Annotated in this window: 13 protein-coding genes; 7 read left to right on the top strand and 6 right to left on the bottom strand. The window is 43.4% G+C overall.

The window, feature by feature from the left end; translation table 11 throughout:
* Position 1: 1 nt before the first annotated feature.
* Positions 2-1,207, bottom strand: a complete 1,206-nt coding sequence (locus tag AC3CID_RS17350; protein ID WP_171328344.1) for a multidrug effflux MFS transporter — start codon at positions 1,205-1,207, stop codon at positions 2-4.
* 108 nt (positions 1,208-1,315) lie between these two features.
* Here AC3CID_RS17350 and AC3CID_RS17345 point away from each other — a divergent pair, with 108 nt between their 5' ends.
* A complete protein-coding gene (locus AC3CID_RS17345; protein ID WP_004731832.1) occupies positions 1,316-2,212 on the top strand; it encodes a LysR family transcriptional regulator in 897 nt (298 codons plus the stop codon).
* 131 nt (positions 2,213-2,343) lie between these two features.
* Positions 2,344-4,182, top strand: coding sequence for a putative bifunctional diguanylate cyclase/phosphodiesterase (locus AC3CID_RS17340; protein ID WP_237288702.1), 1,839 nt, complete (start codon positions 2,344-2,346; stop codon positions 4,180-4,182).
* 121 nt (positions 4,183-4,303) lie between these two features.
* Here AC3CID_RS17340 and shyA read toward each other — a convergent pair whose 3' ends face one another.
* The 3 genes from shyA to AC3CID_RS17325 form a co-directional block, all read right to left on the bottom strand.
* Positions 4,304-5,596, bottom strand: a complete 1,293-nt coding sequence (gene shyA, locus AC3CID_RS17335; protein ID WP_054545752.1) for a peptidoglycan DD-endopeptidase ShyA — start codon at positions 5,594-5,596, stop codon at positions 4,304-4,306.
* A 231-nt stretch (positions 5,597-5,827) separates the two neighbouring features.
* Entirely contained in the window at positions 5,828-6,127 is a 300-nt protein-coding gene (locus tag AC3CID_RS17330) for an isoamylase early set domain-containing protein (protein ID WP_004737771.1), read from the bottom strand.
* 126 nt (positions 6,128-6,253) lie between these two features.
* A complete protein-coding gene (locus tag AC3CID_RS17325) occupies positions 6,254-6,907 on the bottom strand; it encodes a hypothetical protein (protein WP_237298316.1) in 654 nt (217 codons plus the stop codon).
* Between the two features lie 32 nt (positions 6,908-6,939).
* Here AC3CID_RS17325 and AC3CID_RS17320 point away from each other — a divergent pair, with 32 nt between their 5' ends.
* From AC3CID_RS17320 to AC3CID_RS17305, 4 genes are all read left to right on the top strand, one after another.
* A complete protein-coding gene (locus AC3CID_RS17320) occupies positions 6,940-7,422 on the top strand; it encodes a GFA family protein (protein WP_488527777.1) in 483 nt (160 codons plus the stop codon).
* 149 nt (positions 7,423-7,571) lie between these two features.
* The gene (locus tag AC3CID_RS17315; protein WP_004731845.1) at positions 7,572-8,246 is read left to right on the top strand and encodes a YoaK family protein; all 675 of its coding nucleotides are present in this window, start codon (positions 7,572-7,574) and stop codon (positions 8,244-8,246) included.
* A gap of 229 nt (positions 8,247-8,475) precedes the next feature.
* The gene (locus tag AC3CID_RS17310) at positions 8,476-9,846 is read left to right on the top strand and encodes a YjiH family protein (RefSeq protein ID WP_004731847.1); all 1,371 of its coding nucleotides are present in this window, start codon (positions 8,476-8,478) and stop codon (positions 9,844-9,846) included.
* A gap of 458 nt (positions 9,847-10,304) precedes the next feature.
* Entirely contained in the window at positions 10,305-12,176 is a 1,872-nt protein-coding gene (locus tag AC3CID_RS17305; protein WP_004731849.1) for a methyl-accepting chemotaxis protein, read from the top strand.
* Positions 12,177-12,323: 147 nt separating this feature from the next.
* Here the strand turns inward: AC3CID_RS17305 and AC3CID_RS17300 are convergent, their stop codons facing one another.
* Positions 12,324-13,730: an alpha-amylase family glycosyl hydrolase gene (locus AC3CID_RS17300; RefSeq protein WP_479275031.1), complete on the bottom strand. Its 1,407-nt coding sequence runs from the start codon at positions 13,728-13,730 to the stop codon at positions 12,324-12,326.
* A 294-nt stretch (positions 13,731-14,024) separates the two neighbouring features.
* On the bottom strand, positions 14,025-14,303 hold the full coding sequence (gene ppiC / locus AC3CID_RS17295) for a peptidylprolyl isomerase PpiC (protein ID WP_004731852.1): 279 nt from the start codon (positions 14,301-14,303) through the stop codon (positions 14,025-14,027).
* Between the two features lie 280 nt (positions 14,304-14,583).
* Here ppiC and AC3CID_RS17290 point away from each other — a divergent pair, with 280 nt between their 5' ends.
* Positions 14,584-15,498, top strand: a complete 915-nt coding sequence (locus tag AC3CID_RS17290; protein ID WP_017087350.1) for a chemotaxis protein — start codon at positions 14,584-14,586, stop codon at positions 15,496-15,498.
* Positions 15,499-15,503 lie beyond the last annotated feature (5 nt).

The raw sequence follows: 15,503 nt of genomic DNA, 5'->3' as shown, positions 1-15,503 counted from the left end.
TTTAACTGTATTCTACTTCGGTAGCTGCGACTTTCTTATTCATTTTGGTTGAAGACCAAAGTACTGTGCCCATGCAAGCACCAATAATCAGATAAAACACGCCTAACTGTAGATGAGTCGTGACCCAACTTTCTACTAGATACCCACCCAATAAACCCGCTAAACACATCTGAATTGAGCCAGACAATGCAGACACTGCGCCCGCTTGTTTCTTATGGGGTTCTAATAACATGCTGATTGATAGTGGGAACGAGATGCCTTGTGCTATCGCCAACCAAGTAAACGCCCAAACTAAGTTAAAGATGGATAACTCATGAGTAAGAAGCCAAGTTCCCGAAGCCAAAATAATCAAAATCGCAAGGCTCATCAATTGCGGAGTGCTAAACCTACGATTGAGCAAGTTCAAAGCCACGCTACCTATCAGTAAGCCTGCCGAAGGGACAATCATCAATGATCCATATTCAGCGGCGGTCAGCCCCAATTGCTCTTGCATTAAGAATGGAAACAGCGATAAAGATACCAAACTTGCCATGTAGCTCATCCAGTTATAACTGGCACTGGTCAACACTTGGCGGTTAGTCAACAAGCGTCCGTAGTTCTTCACTACTTGGCAGGCATCAAAGCGACTCTTTCCATATGGCAAAGTCTCAGGCAACACAAAGTAACCCAGCGTAAATATTGCCAGTAGATAAAGTAGAACAAACAGGAACACCGCCTGCCAACCTAGGTGAAATGAAATCCAACCACCAAATACGGGCGCAATGATCGGCATGATCGAAGCGGTGATCGAAATATAAGACAACGCTTTGGTCAGTTGAGGGCCATCATAGCTGTCGCGAAGCACACTTCGTCCGAGAACCGAGGCACTACCCGCCCCTAAACCTTGCAACAAGCGACCAACCTCTAGCGCCGTCATGTTGTCAGAAAAAACAACACAAACGACAGTACCAATCAAATAAACACCCTGACCTAACAAGAAGATAGGTCTTCTTCCCACTGCATCGGACATCGGCCCGTAAAATAGCTGTGACAGGCCAAAACCCACAAGAAACAGCGTGACGAGCAGCTGTACATCTACCTGAGTCACACTTAAATCAGAAGCAATTAACGGCAATGATGGCAAGTAGATGCTCACACCCACCTGCCCTGTAGCAATAATCATCATTGCTAAAAGTAACGGCGTTTTTTTAAAGGTCGATTGGCTCAAAAAATTCCCTATTCGTTTGATATTTGTTCATGATATAAGTTTATATTCAAAACCAGTAATTGATAATTAACCAAATTGGAATTTAATTAAGTCCTAGCAGGAAATAATATGGATTGGATTCTCAACGTAAAAAGCTACGTTAGAGTGGTAGAAGAAGGCAGTTTCAATGGCGCCGCTCGTAAACTTAATACCACCAGCTCAGCGATCAGCAAAAGAGTAAACTGGCTCGAAGAGCGTATCGGTACTCAACTTTTAAAACGCACCACTCGCTCGATTAACCAAACCGAAGCGGGAGCACTCTTTTACTTGCGGGCCAAGGATCAACTCGACAATTGGCAATCAATTATTGATGAGACTCGCTCGGTTAACCAAACCCCGGCAGGCCTCTTAAAGATAGGCGCGACGATTGCTGTTGGCTCTAAGTTTCTGGTGCAATACATGGACGATTTCTTAGAAAAATACCCAGACATTAAGGTACAGCTGATCACCACGACTCCTGGTCAATTACCTGAACTTGGCTTGGATCTGGTGATCAGTCGTGAACTGGAACAGCTCAACTCATTAAGCTTCAAGAAAACACCGCTGTTTGAACACAAGGCCAGTTTCTATGCTGCGCCGAGTTATCTTGCCAAACATGGTTATCCCACCAACGAGCAAGACTTAGAACAACACAACTCCTTAATATGGGGAGAGCGCCCTACCCGTGAAGTCACACTCACCAAAGGGCAGCGCATCACTTTGAACGGCAACTTTGCGACCACCAACCCTGAGGCTTTGTTTCACGCGGCGAAACGAGGAATGGGTGTGCTGTTAACCATCAAAGCAATGATCAAAGAGGATCTTAAACAAGGGACATTAGTTCCAGTATTGCCAAATATTACCGCCGACGAAGTGATGGTTTACGCGTACTACCCTAAACTTGATTACTCACATACGCGAACCAAGTTATTTTTGGACCATTTGAAAGATAGGCTAGATAAAGAGAGAAATAACCAAATTTTGTGAAATAAGTCTCAACTTAATTTGAAAAATGATACGACGCGGCCAATAATAAACTAAGCGCATATAGAAATAGATGCGTACAAACTAAACACACAGGCTTACACGCTGGATCTGGTTAACTAGGGATGGTAGCTATGACTCAACAAACGTACAACAATATGATAGACACTGAGCGTATAGGGCGCTTGCTCAAGTTGGAAGGTATCGACCTTTTAGAATCAGCAGTGCTTACTCTACACCAAATGTTCGATACTAAGTACACCACTATCATTGAGAAAAAGTACTTTCCAGACCAAATTGTTCCTTTAGTTATTGCTCACTCTGATCACGTCTTGCATGACAGAATCAACCCTCGTCATGGGCAAATCTATCAGCAAGCCGTTAATCAAAACCACCCTGATTGCTCATTTGCTCAATACGTTGTCAAATCACTACCTACATCTGCCTTTCGGCAAGAGATTACCTCACAGAATTCCATTGCGATTCCTACACGGACTCAAAGCGGTGAAGTCATGGGGGTACTTTTTTCTACGTTTACTTCCCCAATGAGTAATGCTCAGCAACAAGAAGCGATTAAACATCATCAACTTTTTTCGGATATCATCATCCACACCCTGCGTGAGATGTGGTTCAACGATCGCTCTGAGCAATTGGTCAATCAACTCAGTTATGAGGTCTCACACGATAGCTTAACAGGTTTACTTAACCGCAGTTGCTTATCCGATACGCTAGAATCAATCACTCAGCAAAACTCAACACCGTTTACGTTAGCAATACTGGACATTAATAGTTTTAAAGCGATTAACGATCTTCACGGCAACTATATCGGAGACAAAGTACTGCAACATCTGGCTGAGATTTTGAGACGAACACTCCCAGAAAATAACCTCACCTTTAGAACGGCAGGAAATGAATTCGCCTTCATCACCTATTACGCCGACCCAACCGCAATTTGTGAACAAATCATCGCCAAAGTAAAACAGGGGTATAACAGTATTGATCTTAGGATCGATTTTGATATCAGCATAGGCATCGCAGGATCAGCCGGAGATAGCAAAGACGTAGAGCAAATCATCTTCAACACCAGCTTAGCGTTAAAAGAATGTAAGCAAAACTCGGGTACCCATATCAAGTGCTATGACACCCACTTAAGATCTCGATATCAGAGAAAGACCGAGTTAATTGCGGCCTTGAGAAATGAACTTGAAAACTCTATCTCGCTGAACAGCGGAATGTATGTTGTGGCTCAGCCGATTGTTGGTCAACAAGACAAACGTTGGAAGTATTTCGAAGTACTCACTCGTTGGAAAACAGAAAAGCACGGCGACATATCCCCAGTTGAGTTTATACAGGTAGCAGAAGAATCCGGGCTAATTGTCGAGCTGGGTGAACGCATTATCGAACTGGTATGCCGAGCTAAAACGACATTAGAACAAGGTTTAGGATACAAGGTTAAGCTCGGAATAAACTGTTCCGCCCATGAGCTTACCGACTCTAGGCGTTACATTTCCTACCTCACTCGGACCATTGAACAGCATCACTTTAAGGCTGATGAGTTTGTTATTGAGCTGACCGAAACAGTATTGCTATCTCCAACTCAAGACACCAAAGACGCACTCAACTTTTTGCGAGAACAAGGTTTTACGATTGCGCTAGACGATTTCGGCACCGGTTACTCTAGCTTGAATTACATTCACAGCTACCCGATTGACTGCATTAAAATTGATGCAATTTTCATTCAAAATTTACTCACCAATTCGACATCAGAGAGCGTTGTTTGGTTGATCATCCAGCTTGCTCATCGACTCAACGTATCACTTGTCGCAGAGGGTGTGGAAAAGCGTGAACAGCTAGAGAAACTTCACGATATGGGGTGCGACAAGATCCAAGGATACCTATACTCGCCTCCTATGCGACCTGAAGCTATCGTGAGTTTAGTGACTCATTCAGAAGCGCTCATTCAAAGCCCATAAAAATTAAAATATAAAGCAGTAGCCAGACCAAAATCTAAAAAGCCGCGAAGCATGACTAAATACTGAAGTATTTAGAAAAGCTCTCGCGGCTTGATTAATCGGCCTAATTTAGAGAAATCTATTAACTGTTGTTAGATTGTGCTTCTAAAGCTACCTTTAACAGCTTATCAGCTTCATCTCTTGACGCTACGAACGTCTCTTTTTCCTTTTTAGGCACTGAATCAGCCATCGGAATATTCGCTGTCATCGCATTCACAGGACGACCACGTTCGATTAACTCATAATGCAAGTGTGCCCCCGTCACTCGGCCAGTTTTACCTGACAAGCCAATACGCTGACCACGAGATACCGTTTGTCCTTTACGAACTAAGATCTTACTCAAATGGAGATAACGCGTTTTGTAAGTGCTACCGTGCTGAATAACCACGTAATTACCGGCGTATGGGTGTTTACGGGTCATGATCACTTTACCATCACCCGTCGCTTGAACTGGCGTACCAATTGGCGTCGCGAAATCTGTACCGTTGTGAGGTGAGACTCGGCCTGTCACAGGGTGTAAGCGCTTAGGATTAAACTGAGAACTCTGACGCCATCCACTGCTCACAGGGTAGCGTTGGAAAGCACGTTGTAAGCTATCGCCATTGGCATCGTAATATTGCCCATCAGTGTGTAAGTACGCAGAAACAACACGATTACGATTCATAATCTTAATCGCTTCGATTTCACGCTTTCCGGTTGCGACACCATCAACAAATTGCGCTTTCTGAAGCACTTCAAACTGATCGCCAGCACGCAGGTCGCGGCTAAAGTTCAGCTTATCTTTAAGAAGCGTCACAATATGGTCAATCTCAAGACTATTCAGGCCAACCTTGTTCGCCGACATAGAGAAACTGCCGTGAATATCACCCACTAAAGGCTTTTGCTTCCATTCACCAGGAATAGAAATATCTTCAAATTCATAGCTGCCATCTTCAAGTCGTCGGTAAACCGCTTTATCCGCAACACTAAATTGAATTTCCATTTTGGAAAGATTGCCCGTCGCCTCATCACGCCAAAAACGTAATGTGTTACCAGGACGAAGTGTGTCTAGGGCAAGGAAGTTTAAATCGGTTTCCATCACGCTCATCATCGATTTATAAGAAAATCCAAGTTGAGTGAAGATGCTACTCAAGTTATCGCCCGTTTGAATTTGATACTCAAACGTCGGCGGTTCGATAATAGCGACAGAAGAAGGTGATAGGATTGACTCAATAACGGTTGAGTCAGGTAAATCAAGATCGATCGTTTTCGTCAGATCCGATTCTGAAGATTGCAAAGCAATACCAAACGCTGCAATAAGTGGCAGTCCTAAAATAGCTACTTTTTTTACAGGTGAAAGCTCAGCAAACGGAGAGGAAAATATTTTTGAATACACGGTAAACAGGTCTTTCTACGATATAAAGGCATAGGATATGCTTTTCAAACGCATAAATCATCATTGCATTGTCATAATATGATGTGAATCTGCCCAATTTAGACTAAGTCATTGAGTTACCGTAAGTGGAAACCCGCTTCACGATAAATAATATTAACCGCCAAAATAAAAAATAAAAAAGCAGAAACGGTTAGTTTCTGCTTTCTATTGATTCACGCTACTTCATCTCGATTAAGCGCTAACCGTCGATACCAAGCAATTGTCTTCACCAAACTCATTCGGGATATAACGATCAGCATTCGCATCGTTCACCCATTGTTGGTCATCAACCAGGTAGCGGAATTGAAACTCGCCATCTTTAGGTAGGCGAGTTTTAAACTTGTAAACCTTCCCTTTGGCCAGTTTTTTCATTGGGGTGGCTTTCCAATCAAGAAAGTCAGCAACGATGGATACAGAGTTCGCTTCTTGAGCTTCTAGCTCGAAGGTCACTTCAACTTCATCTTTCGTCTTAAAAAAACGTTTATTAATCATTCGCAAGCTCCATTTGTAAAAATAGGCAGACACCAAGCATAAGGAGTGTCTAAATTTCATTCATCTAATTAAGATAATATGTAATTTAGCTCACATAAACAACAGATCCTTGCATTAACGAAAACGTTATTGCTTACCAATTGATTGCGTATCAAAAGAAAAGCTCATTAACACCTTTTCAGAAGGGGATTCTGCAAATGATTGTTCCGCAGAATGCTGAGTAAAGCCGATAAAACCTTCCCCTGTTTGTTTGCTAGCGGATTGTAAATCTTGCTGCTGAGCGACCTCTAAAGTCTGAATTTGCACTCTATCGCCTAGAAAAAGCTGGTTGACTAGCACGACACGGCTTCGCTGCTGGTCATGTTTAAACAAGCCAAGATAATAGAACACGCCACTGCCTTGGTTAGATACCCACATCGGTGCGACAAAGAAACTCGCCTTGCCCAACGTGACCGCTGAAAGGTTGTTGGTGTCTACCGTTACCACACCACGCTCAACACCCGAGTCATAGCGTCCAAAGGCTATAGCTCTAGGTTCATCGACTTCATTAATAAAAGCGTACGCGTTGGTTTCGGGTACTTTAATTGTCCACGGGTTGGTCGTCTTCAAATCAAAAACGGTTTCAACAACAGGGTCATAACTGACTTGAGAAGAAGGAAACTTCGCCAAGATCTCTTCGTCGCTTAAGCTAAAGCGATAAATACCCGCCAGTATCACCACAACCAGCATGACAATTGGAATCAGTAAAATCAGAGGAATAGGTAAGATTTTCTTTTTCATGAGCAATTATATTCTTTTGTTTTCATCCAGTTGTGCAGACCATAAAGGGCTTTAGTATAATTATCAATACAGGGTTAACCAGAAGTGGAGCATGGATGGATATCAATCATATTAAAGATAGAAATATCAGAAGTTGCGAATGCCGCTGTGGAGCAGTCAACCTAGTATGCAGAGGCGAGCCTCAACGCACCTCTGTATGCCATTGCTATGAATGTCAGAAACGCACCGGAAGTGTGTTTGGTGTTCAGGCTCGGTTCCCAATAGAACAAGTCACATTAAACGGAGAAGTCACTTCTTTCTCACGCATCAGTGATACGGGCAGTGAAGTGACCTATCAGTTTTGCCCTAAGTGTGGCACCACCATGCTCTTACAATCTATTGCTGCTGCCGATTTTTATATCGTCCCGCTCGGATTATTTAAAGAGCAAGACTTTCCGCTACCGAGCTTTTCAGTCTACGAAGAACGCAAACACGGGTGGGTCAAATTTGACCATCAAATGAGTCACTACAACTAGCCTGTTACTGACCTTTATCTCGATAAAGCAACTGCATTAGAACAAACTGCAATACTGTTGCCTAAGATCAAATATCAACGCACCACAGCGCTAGCGTATCTTTTCGCTAGCGTTATAATCTGCTCCTCTTTTTAACCCAGGGTGACCACATGATTTCTAAGCTACCTCGCTGGGTTGAATACGGCGCTTTGCTGCTAGCAGGCCTTGCTGGCAGCGTTAATGCGATTGGCTTACTCGGCTTTCAGCATCAAGCGATCTCCCACATTTCAGGCACCATGTCTTTATTAGGCAGTAGCCTGCTCACACCAACTTCGGCTTCTTTACATCTTTTACTGATTATCATGAGCTTTATGTTAGGTGCAGCCTTCAGCGGGTTCTTTATTGAGAACCAAGCACTGAAGTTAGGGCGTCGTTACGGCGTTGCTCTGTGTATTGAAGGGGGATTGCTATTTTTAGCACTTTGGGCACTGTTACAGGGTTACACTTCAGGTCAATACTTCGCTTCAGCAGCCTGTGGTTTGCAGAACGCGATGATAACGACCTACAGCGGTGCGATCATTCGAACAACGCATATGAGCGGGATCATCACGGATCTTGGGATCATGATTGGTGCTCGCTTAAAAGGGATGCCTTTTGACCGTCGTAAAGCCAAACTGCTGATGTTCATTGTGGTTGGCTTTCTGTTTGGTGGTTTAAGCGGTGCTTGTCTGTTCCAGCGCTTTGAAATTTTGGCGCTGGCTTTCCCTGCCTCTTTCGCTTTCATTATCGCATTTAGCTACTGGCTCTACCTGACCTATCGAACTGAAACGCCAGTCAATTTATAAATATCTGGCAATATATCCTCAAATTACGTAACATCCGCAACACTTTATTCTAAACTCTTAATGAGTTGCAGAATAACCAGTGTGAATAGTTAGCGATATTTGATGAATAGTATTGCAAGCACTATCAATACTGGGTAATCTTGCAGCCAGTGAGAAAATACGGATGTTTAGAGAATAAAAACGCCAAGGATGTGGCTTTTTTACATGTAGAAATACGAGAACAATTAACATGTCTAACAACACGAATACTGCTCAACCAGAGAAATCTAAAGGCAGTTTCTGGGTTTTCTTAATCCCATCTCTGATTGGTTTATTCCTTTTCATGGCACCAATCAGCTACCAAGGTGATCTAACGATCCCTGTCGCTATTCTAGCAAAATCAATTCAAGCGGTTTTCGGTGAGTCTCTAGTTGCTATTATCACTGCAATCGTTGCCTTCATGTCTGTAGCTTCCGTTTTAAGCACCATTTTCAAACCTGCATTCATTACATCGAACTCATTTTTAAACGGCCTTTTCAACCCATCTCCACTGTGGTTGTTGGTTCGTCTTATCGGCGGTGCTGCAGCATTCATGGCTTTCTTCCAAGTCGGCCCTGAATTTATTTGGGAAGAAAACACCGGCGGTCTCGTGCTAGAAGGCCTATTGCCTACTCTATTTTCAGTGTTTATCTTTGCTGGTTTGTTACTGCCACTACTGCTTAACTTTGGTTTGCTAGAATTGTTTGGCACCTTACTAAGTAAAGTAATGCGCCCAATCTTCAACCTGCCTGGTCGTAGTGCTATCGATTGTATGGCTTCTTGGTTAGGTGACGGCAGTGTCGGTATCCTGCTTACAAGCAAACAATACGAGAAGAAATTCTACACCCAGCGTGAAGCCGCTGTAGTTGGTACGACTTTCTCTGCAGTATCTATCACGTTCAGCCTTGTGGTTATTGCTCAAGTAGAGCTAGAGCACCTATTCCTACCTTTCTACGCAGCAATCTGTCTAGCGGGTATTGTGGCTGCGGTAATCATCCCTCGCCTTCCGCCACTAAGCATGAAGAAAGACACCTTCATTGATGGCAGCAAGCCTCACAAAGATGCTGATGCAATCCCAGCGGGTCACTCGACATTCTCTTGGGGTCTTGAGCTAGCAGTAAACAAAGCATCACAAGTTAAGTCAGCTAAGTCAGTATTTGCTGAAGGCATCCGTAACGCCGTAGATATGGTATTTGGTGTACTGCCTGTTGTTATGGGCCTTGGTACGATGGCACTGGTTATTGCAGAATACACATCGGTATTCTCATTCCTAGGTCAACCTTTCATTCCATTCCTAGAGCTACTTGGTGTTCCTGAAGCGGTTGCAGCATCTGAAACCATCGTGGTTGGTTTTGCAGACATGTTCATCCCGGCAATCCTTGCGGCTTCTATCGACAACGAGATGACTCGCTTTGTTATTGCAGCAATGTCGGTAACTCAGCTGATCTACATGTCTGAAGTAGGTGCTCTGCTTCTAGGCAGTAAGATTCCAGTGAACATCCTCGAACTGTTTATTATCTTTATTCTGCGTACGTTAATTACACTTCCGGTTATCGCTGGTGTAGCACATCTAATATTCTAAATTAGACCCTACTGATATAGCGTAATTAAGAACTATTTTATAAAGCCTCACTTTTGTGGGGCTTTTTATTGCCAGTAAAGACATTCCCTATCCGCTCAAAATACATTCACCTACCCACCAAAAATACATCCAAGATATAAAATTGGCATATCATTTAATTTCATATCTGTTTACCTTCCTTCTCGTCTTATAATAGAAAACCACACACATAAACGTCTAATTAATAAATTATCAATACCCCTAGGCTCTAGGCTCGCGTGTATCTTCAACTCATTGAACCAAATACTAAAAGTAACAAATATGTGATTTAGTGAATTTTGTATTGTTTAGATTGTTGTATTTTTGTAGTCTATTTTGTGAAATTACATTCAAGTTAATTTCAATCTAGTCGATATATATAATTACAAAAATACGATTAACTTTAGTCTTCGCAAAGTCTGTGAGAAGGGGAAAACTCAATGAAATTTAGCCATAAGGTGGTTGCTGCATCATCAGCCTTGCTGCTAGTGACAGTATCATTGCTTTCAATACAACAACTTTACACTGTAAGAAGTGCTGTAGAAAACCACGTCAATGCAAGCCTGAAAGAAATGGTCTCTGGCGTTAAAAATACCGTCGAATCAGAGATGAACGCCAAGAAAGCGTTGGCTCAATCGACGACTGAAGTCATCGAGATCAACCCTGAAGATCGTACTTACGTAAAAGAAATATTAGAAAAGCCAAAGCTTAAAAGCAGCTTCCTAGCGGTTGGCTTTGGTTACGAAGCAAACGGTTTCGTTATTGAAAATGATGACGGTTGGGAAGCTGGCCCTGATTACGATCCACGAATTCGCCCTTGGTACATTGATGCTAAATCCAAAAACAGTTTAGTTGTTACCGCTCCTTATGTGGATGCATCAAGTAAGAAAGTCATCATCTCTGTAGGTACGCCAGTCAAAGACAACGGCCGCTTCACGGCAGGTATGTTCTACGACCTAGAATTGACTAACCTTGCGACATTGGTAAACCAAGTGAACTTGTTTGATGCGGGCTACCTATTCCTAGTCACTGCCGACGGCACAACGATTGCTCACCCGAATGCGAAAAACAATGGCGAAATGCTTTCAAGCTACATGCCACAAGCAAGCATTCGTGAAGGCTCTCAAGAAATTGAAGTCGACGGCAAGATGTTCCTAGTGAACTTCACTCACATCCCAAGTGAAGATTGGTACATAGGTGCAATCCTTGATGAAGAGATCGCTTACCAAACCGTTGAAGATTTGAAAAACAGCTCAATGATCTACTCGTTGATTGCGGTTATTCTCAGCATCATTGCACTGACTGTTTTGATTCGTGTGTTAATGCGTCCACTTGATGTACTTAACCAAGCAATTCAAGATGTGGCGAGCGGTCAAGGTGACTTAACTAAGCGCCTAGATACCAACACAGACCAAGAGTTCTCTGACCTAGCAAAAGGTTTCAATACCTTTACTGAAAACCTGCAAAACCAAATCATTCAATCAAAAGCGATTGGTGTTGAGATTAAGCGTGGTACTGAAATCACGGTTAAAGGCGCAGGCGAATCAGCAAACGCGATGAACACGCAACTGCAGGAACTAGAGCAGTTAGCAACCGCAATGAACGAAATGGCGGTTACCGCAACTGAAGTCGCAAACAACGCTCAAGGCGCAGCAGCAGCGGCTCGTGAAGCTGACGAAGCAACGCTAGACGGTACATCTGTAGTCAGTGATACCACTCAAGCGATTGATAACCTTTCAGCACGTATCGACCAAGCGGTTGCAGAAGTACAAGTACTGGAATCAGCGACAGCCAACATCGAAACGATTCTTAAAGTAATCAACGATATTGCAGACCAAACTAACCTACTCGCATTGAACGCAGCGATTGAAGCGGCACGTGCTGGTGAGTCTGGTCGTGGTTTCGCAGTCGTAGCCGATGAAGTTCGAACTCTGGCACAACGTACTCAAGAATCGACCACTGAAATCCGCAACATGATTGAGCAGCTCCAAGCGGGTGCAAGCTCAGTATCGAACGCGATGAACCAAAGTAAAGACACAGCCACTGACGCCGTTGAACGTGCTCAGCAAGCAAACTCTTCACTTGACCGCATCCGTGACGCGATTCAGCGTATCTCTGATATGAATATTCAAATTGCTTCAGCAGCAGAAGAGCAGAGCTTAGTAGCGGAAGAGATCAACAACAACACAGTTAAGATCAAAGACCTTTCAACACAAGTATCCAACGCGGCTCAAGAAGCAAACACGGCAATGCAGGTACAAACTGACAATGTTCGTGCACAGGATGAACTATTGAACAAGTTCACGGTTTAACAGAAGTATGTGTTAATCAGCGCTTAGCTTAATCAACGCATAGCTTAACCAACGTTCAGCCAAGAACCAAAAAAACAAAAGACCCGTTTACTAGATGCTAGTAAACGGGTCTTTCTTTTTTCGACTTCTCTTTCTAACCGATCAGACTTAACTCATCACAAGTTCGAACTCATTGGTCGTCAGCATCATGCACTGATTAGATTCAACCTGAATGGTTAGCGTCTTATCGACACAATCAAACACTGCACCAGACAACAAATCCGTTACTGTACCAGTCCAAGTCAGTGATGCCGTTTTACTTCGCTTCGACTTGTTGATCACCACAATGCCTTTGTCGCCACGGACAAACACCAGCAAATCATCATTTGCCTCAACCACACGCATCGCTTCGCCATGAACATGGTTATGGAACTGAATCATGTTTTTCATGTAAGGCGCTTGCCAATCGTTAAGCCAACGAGGCTGACCGTTCTGATCCAGAATGCCGCTGGTACTTAGCTCACTGTAAACAAGCGGCACACCGCCGTCTCGACCAAGAATAAAGGCATGAGCTAATCGCTCGTCAACTTCACCCATTACGTGATCCAAAAATACTTCATTATTTGGAATATCATGAGTGACGGCAAAAGTGATTGCTCGCATATTCGATAACGCCTGACCAAAACAGTAAGGGTTGATCAGAGATTTAAAGCTACCCTGCTCTTCAAAGGATTTGAAGATAGTATTGAACAGAGGGAAATCGTAAGCGCCTAAGCGAGTGTGTTTGAGGTAAGGCTCAAGGAACAACTCATACTCTTCTTTGGTCGCACCACCATCAGTAATGATCTCGCCAAAGATGTGCATTTCTTCGCAGATATCATCAGTCCACACCTTGCGTAGATGTGACAGTGTCATGTGTTTCGCTGCGTCTATGCGAAACCCTTTCACGCCAATCTCTTTTAAGGCTTTTAGGTAAGCTCTCTGCTGCGCGACCACATTGTCGTTGTCTAACAGCGTTGGCAAGCCAGGGTCACTAACTCCACCGGTAATACGTCCGTTCTGTACTTCCCAAGTGTCTTTCCAGTTTTTGATACCAAACGCTTCAACAAAATCGTTTTCATCAAATAAAGGCTTAGAAAGATCGCCAAACAAACGTATGGATTCGTAATAGTCAGCATCTTCTTGATAAGACGCCATGTCTTGCTGATTTGGATACGTTAAATCACCACGGATACCCGACTCATTGGCCATGTGGTTAAATACGACGTCCACATAGGTACGAAGGCCGTGTTGCTTTAACGTGTTCACCATCGCAGTGAAATCTTGCGTGTCACCAAGCTGATTATCAATCACACGATAATCTTGTGGTTGATAGCGCTGCCACCATTGGGTGCCAGAATCACGGTCGCAACCTTTAGGTCCGCGTAACGACTTCATTGCCGGTGATACTAAAACAGATTTATAACCCAACTCTTGGATCAGTGGGGCGTTCTTCATTACGTCAGCGTAGCACCAGTCAAAGGCATGCAATATCACATCTGTCGCTGGGTTGCTTAACATAGCTGAACTATCCATGTTGTTCTCCTACCAAACTTGTTTACAGCTTTCTAGATAAATACAAAGGCTAAAAGGCAAAGCTGCATAAATTTCCTTAAGAATGGTATTTATTATATGAGTTACTCATTAAAAACCCTCCTCCTCCCACCGATTAGTCACGGTGGATAGTTAAGGGCGTAGTGCCAATTATCGCATAACGTCTGGGATGAACACTCAGCCATAGTGCTTTTAAATGCGCAAAAAAGTGACAAAAAAGTGACAAAAAAGGAGCGTATATACGCTCCTTTTATTCAATCTAACACATATTTATGACTAAGTTCTGTAAAGAACCTTCACGACGTGCCAGCCAAATTTTGTTTTTACAAGGTGTGGTACTAGCGTCTCGCCAGAGAAACAAACCTTATCAAACTGAGGCACCATTTGACCTTTTTTGAACTCGCCTAGGTCGCCGCCCTTTTTACCAGATGGACACGTTGAATGCTTCTTCGCTAGCGTTTGAAACTTAGCGCCTTTTTTAAGCTGCTTGATGATGTCTTCTGCTACTTCTTTGTGCTTCACCAAAATATGAAGCGCTGCTGCTGTTCTTGCCATGATAATTCTCAGTGTGTTGCGGTCAGTTTACTTACGACGGTTTAGAACATCGTTAATGAACTGACTGTTGTAATTCTGTTTATCGCTAACGACTTGTCGACATAAAACCATCGACAGCGCGCGTTTAGCGTGATTTTAACCCAAGAACTGTCAATCTTCACTCTATAACCGAAAACAACTGCCTTAAAGCCCCTAAAAACCGTATAGTGACTTGCCGATACCCCTGTTTCCCTTTAAATTAATCCTTATAAATTAAGCGCGTATTAAGTAGGAGCCACTTATGGCCAAACCGATCAGTAAAGCGAGTCAGTCACAGGGAATGTTGATGTTCAAATTATCCCTTACTCAAAGTTTTGCGATTGGCACGCTTAAGGTAAGAGAAATAGTGCCTTTTCAGCCGATGACTCAAATCCCATACTCCCATCATCACGTGATTGGTACGGTGACCATCCGCGATCTTACCGTTCCAGTCATTGATATGTCTGCAGCGATTGGCTTTCGACCGATAACACCCGCTGAATACCAAGATTGTGTGCTCATCGTCACTGATTGTTTAAGAACAGTAGTGGCCTTTTTGGTTCGTTCGATTGATAAAATCATTGAATGTGATTGGAAAAGCATTGAATCGCCACCCGTCAGTGTGGGTCGTAATGTGTTTGTTACGGGTATTACGCGTTTTGAAGATCGTATCGTGCAAATGCTCGATGTAGAGTTATTACTTTCTAAGATCTACCCGGCTTATGAAAACGCACATATTCCAATGCTGACCGATGTAGAAAGGGAGCGTCTCAAAGCGCTGAATATCTTATTGGTTGATGACTCTTTAATCGCGAGGAAACAGCTATCTGATGCCTTAGACAGCATCAACATCCCTTATAGCATTTGTAATAATGGTTTAGATGCGATCGATCTAATGCGACGCCAAGCCAGCGCTGGCAATGCAATTGATCTTCTCGTGAGTGATATTGAGATGCCTGGGCTCGATGGCTATGAGCTTGCGTTTGAAGTACAAAATGACAGCGCACTGAGTCATGCCTACTGTATTTTGCATACCTCACTGTCCAGTGAAATCTGTGTCGACCGAGCCAATCAGGTAGGTGCACATGAAGCGCTTGAGAAGTTCAATGCGGGCGAATTAATCGAAGCCATGCTACGCGGCGCAAAAGTCTTAAACGAAGCATCTACGGCTGCTTAGGCTCT

This window comes from Vibrio sp. QJM3NY_21, from assembly GCF_057785975.1.
This window is presented reverse-complemented; position numbering and strand designations above follow the sequence as displayed.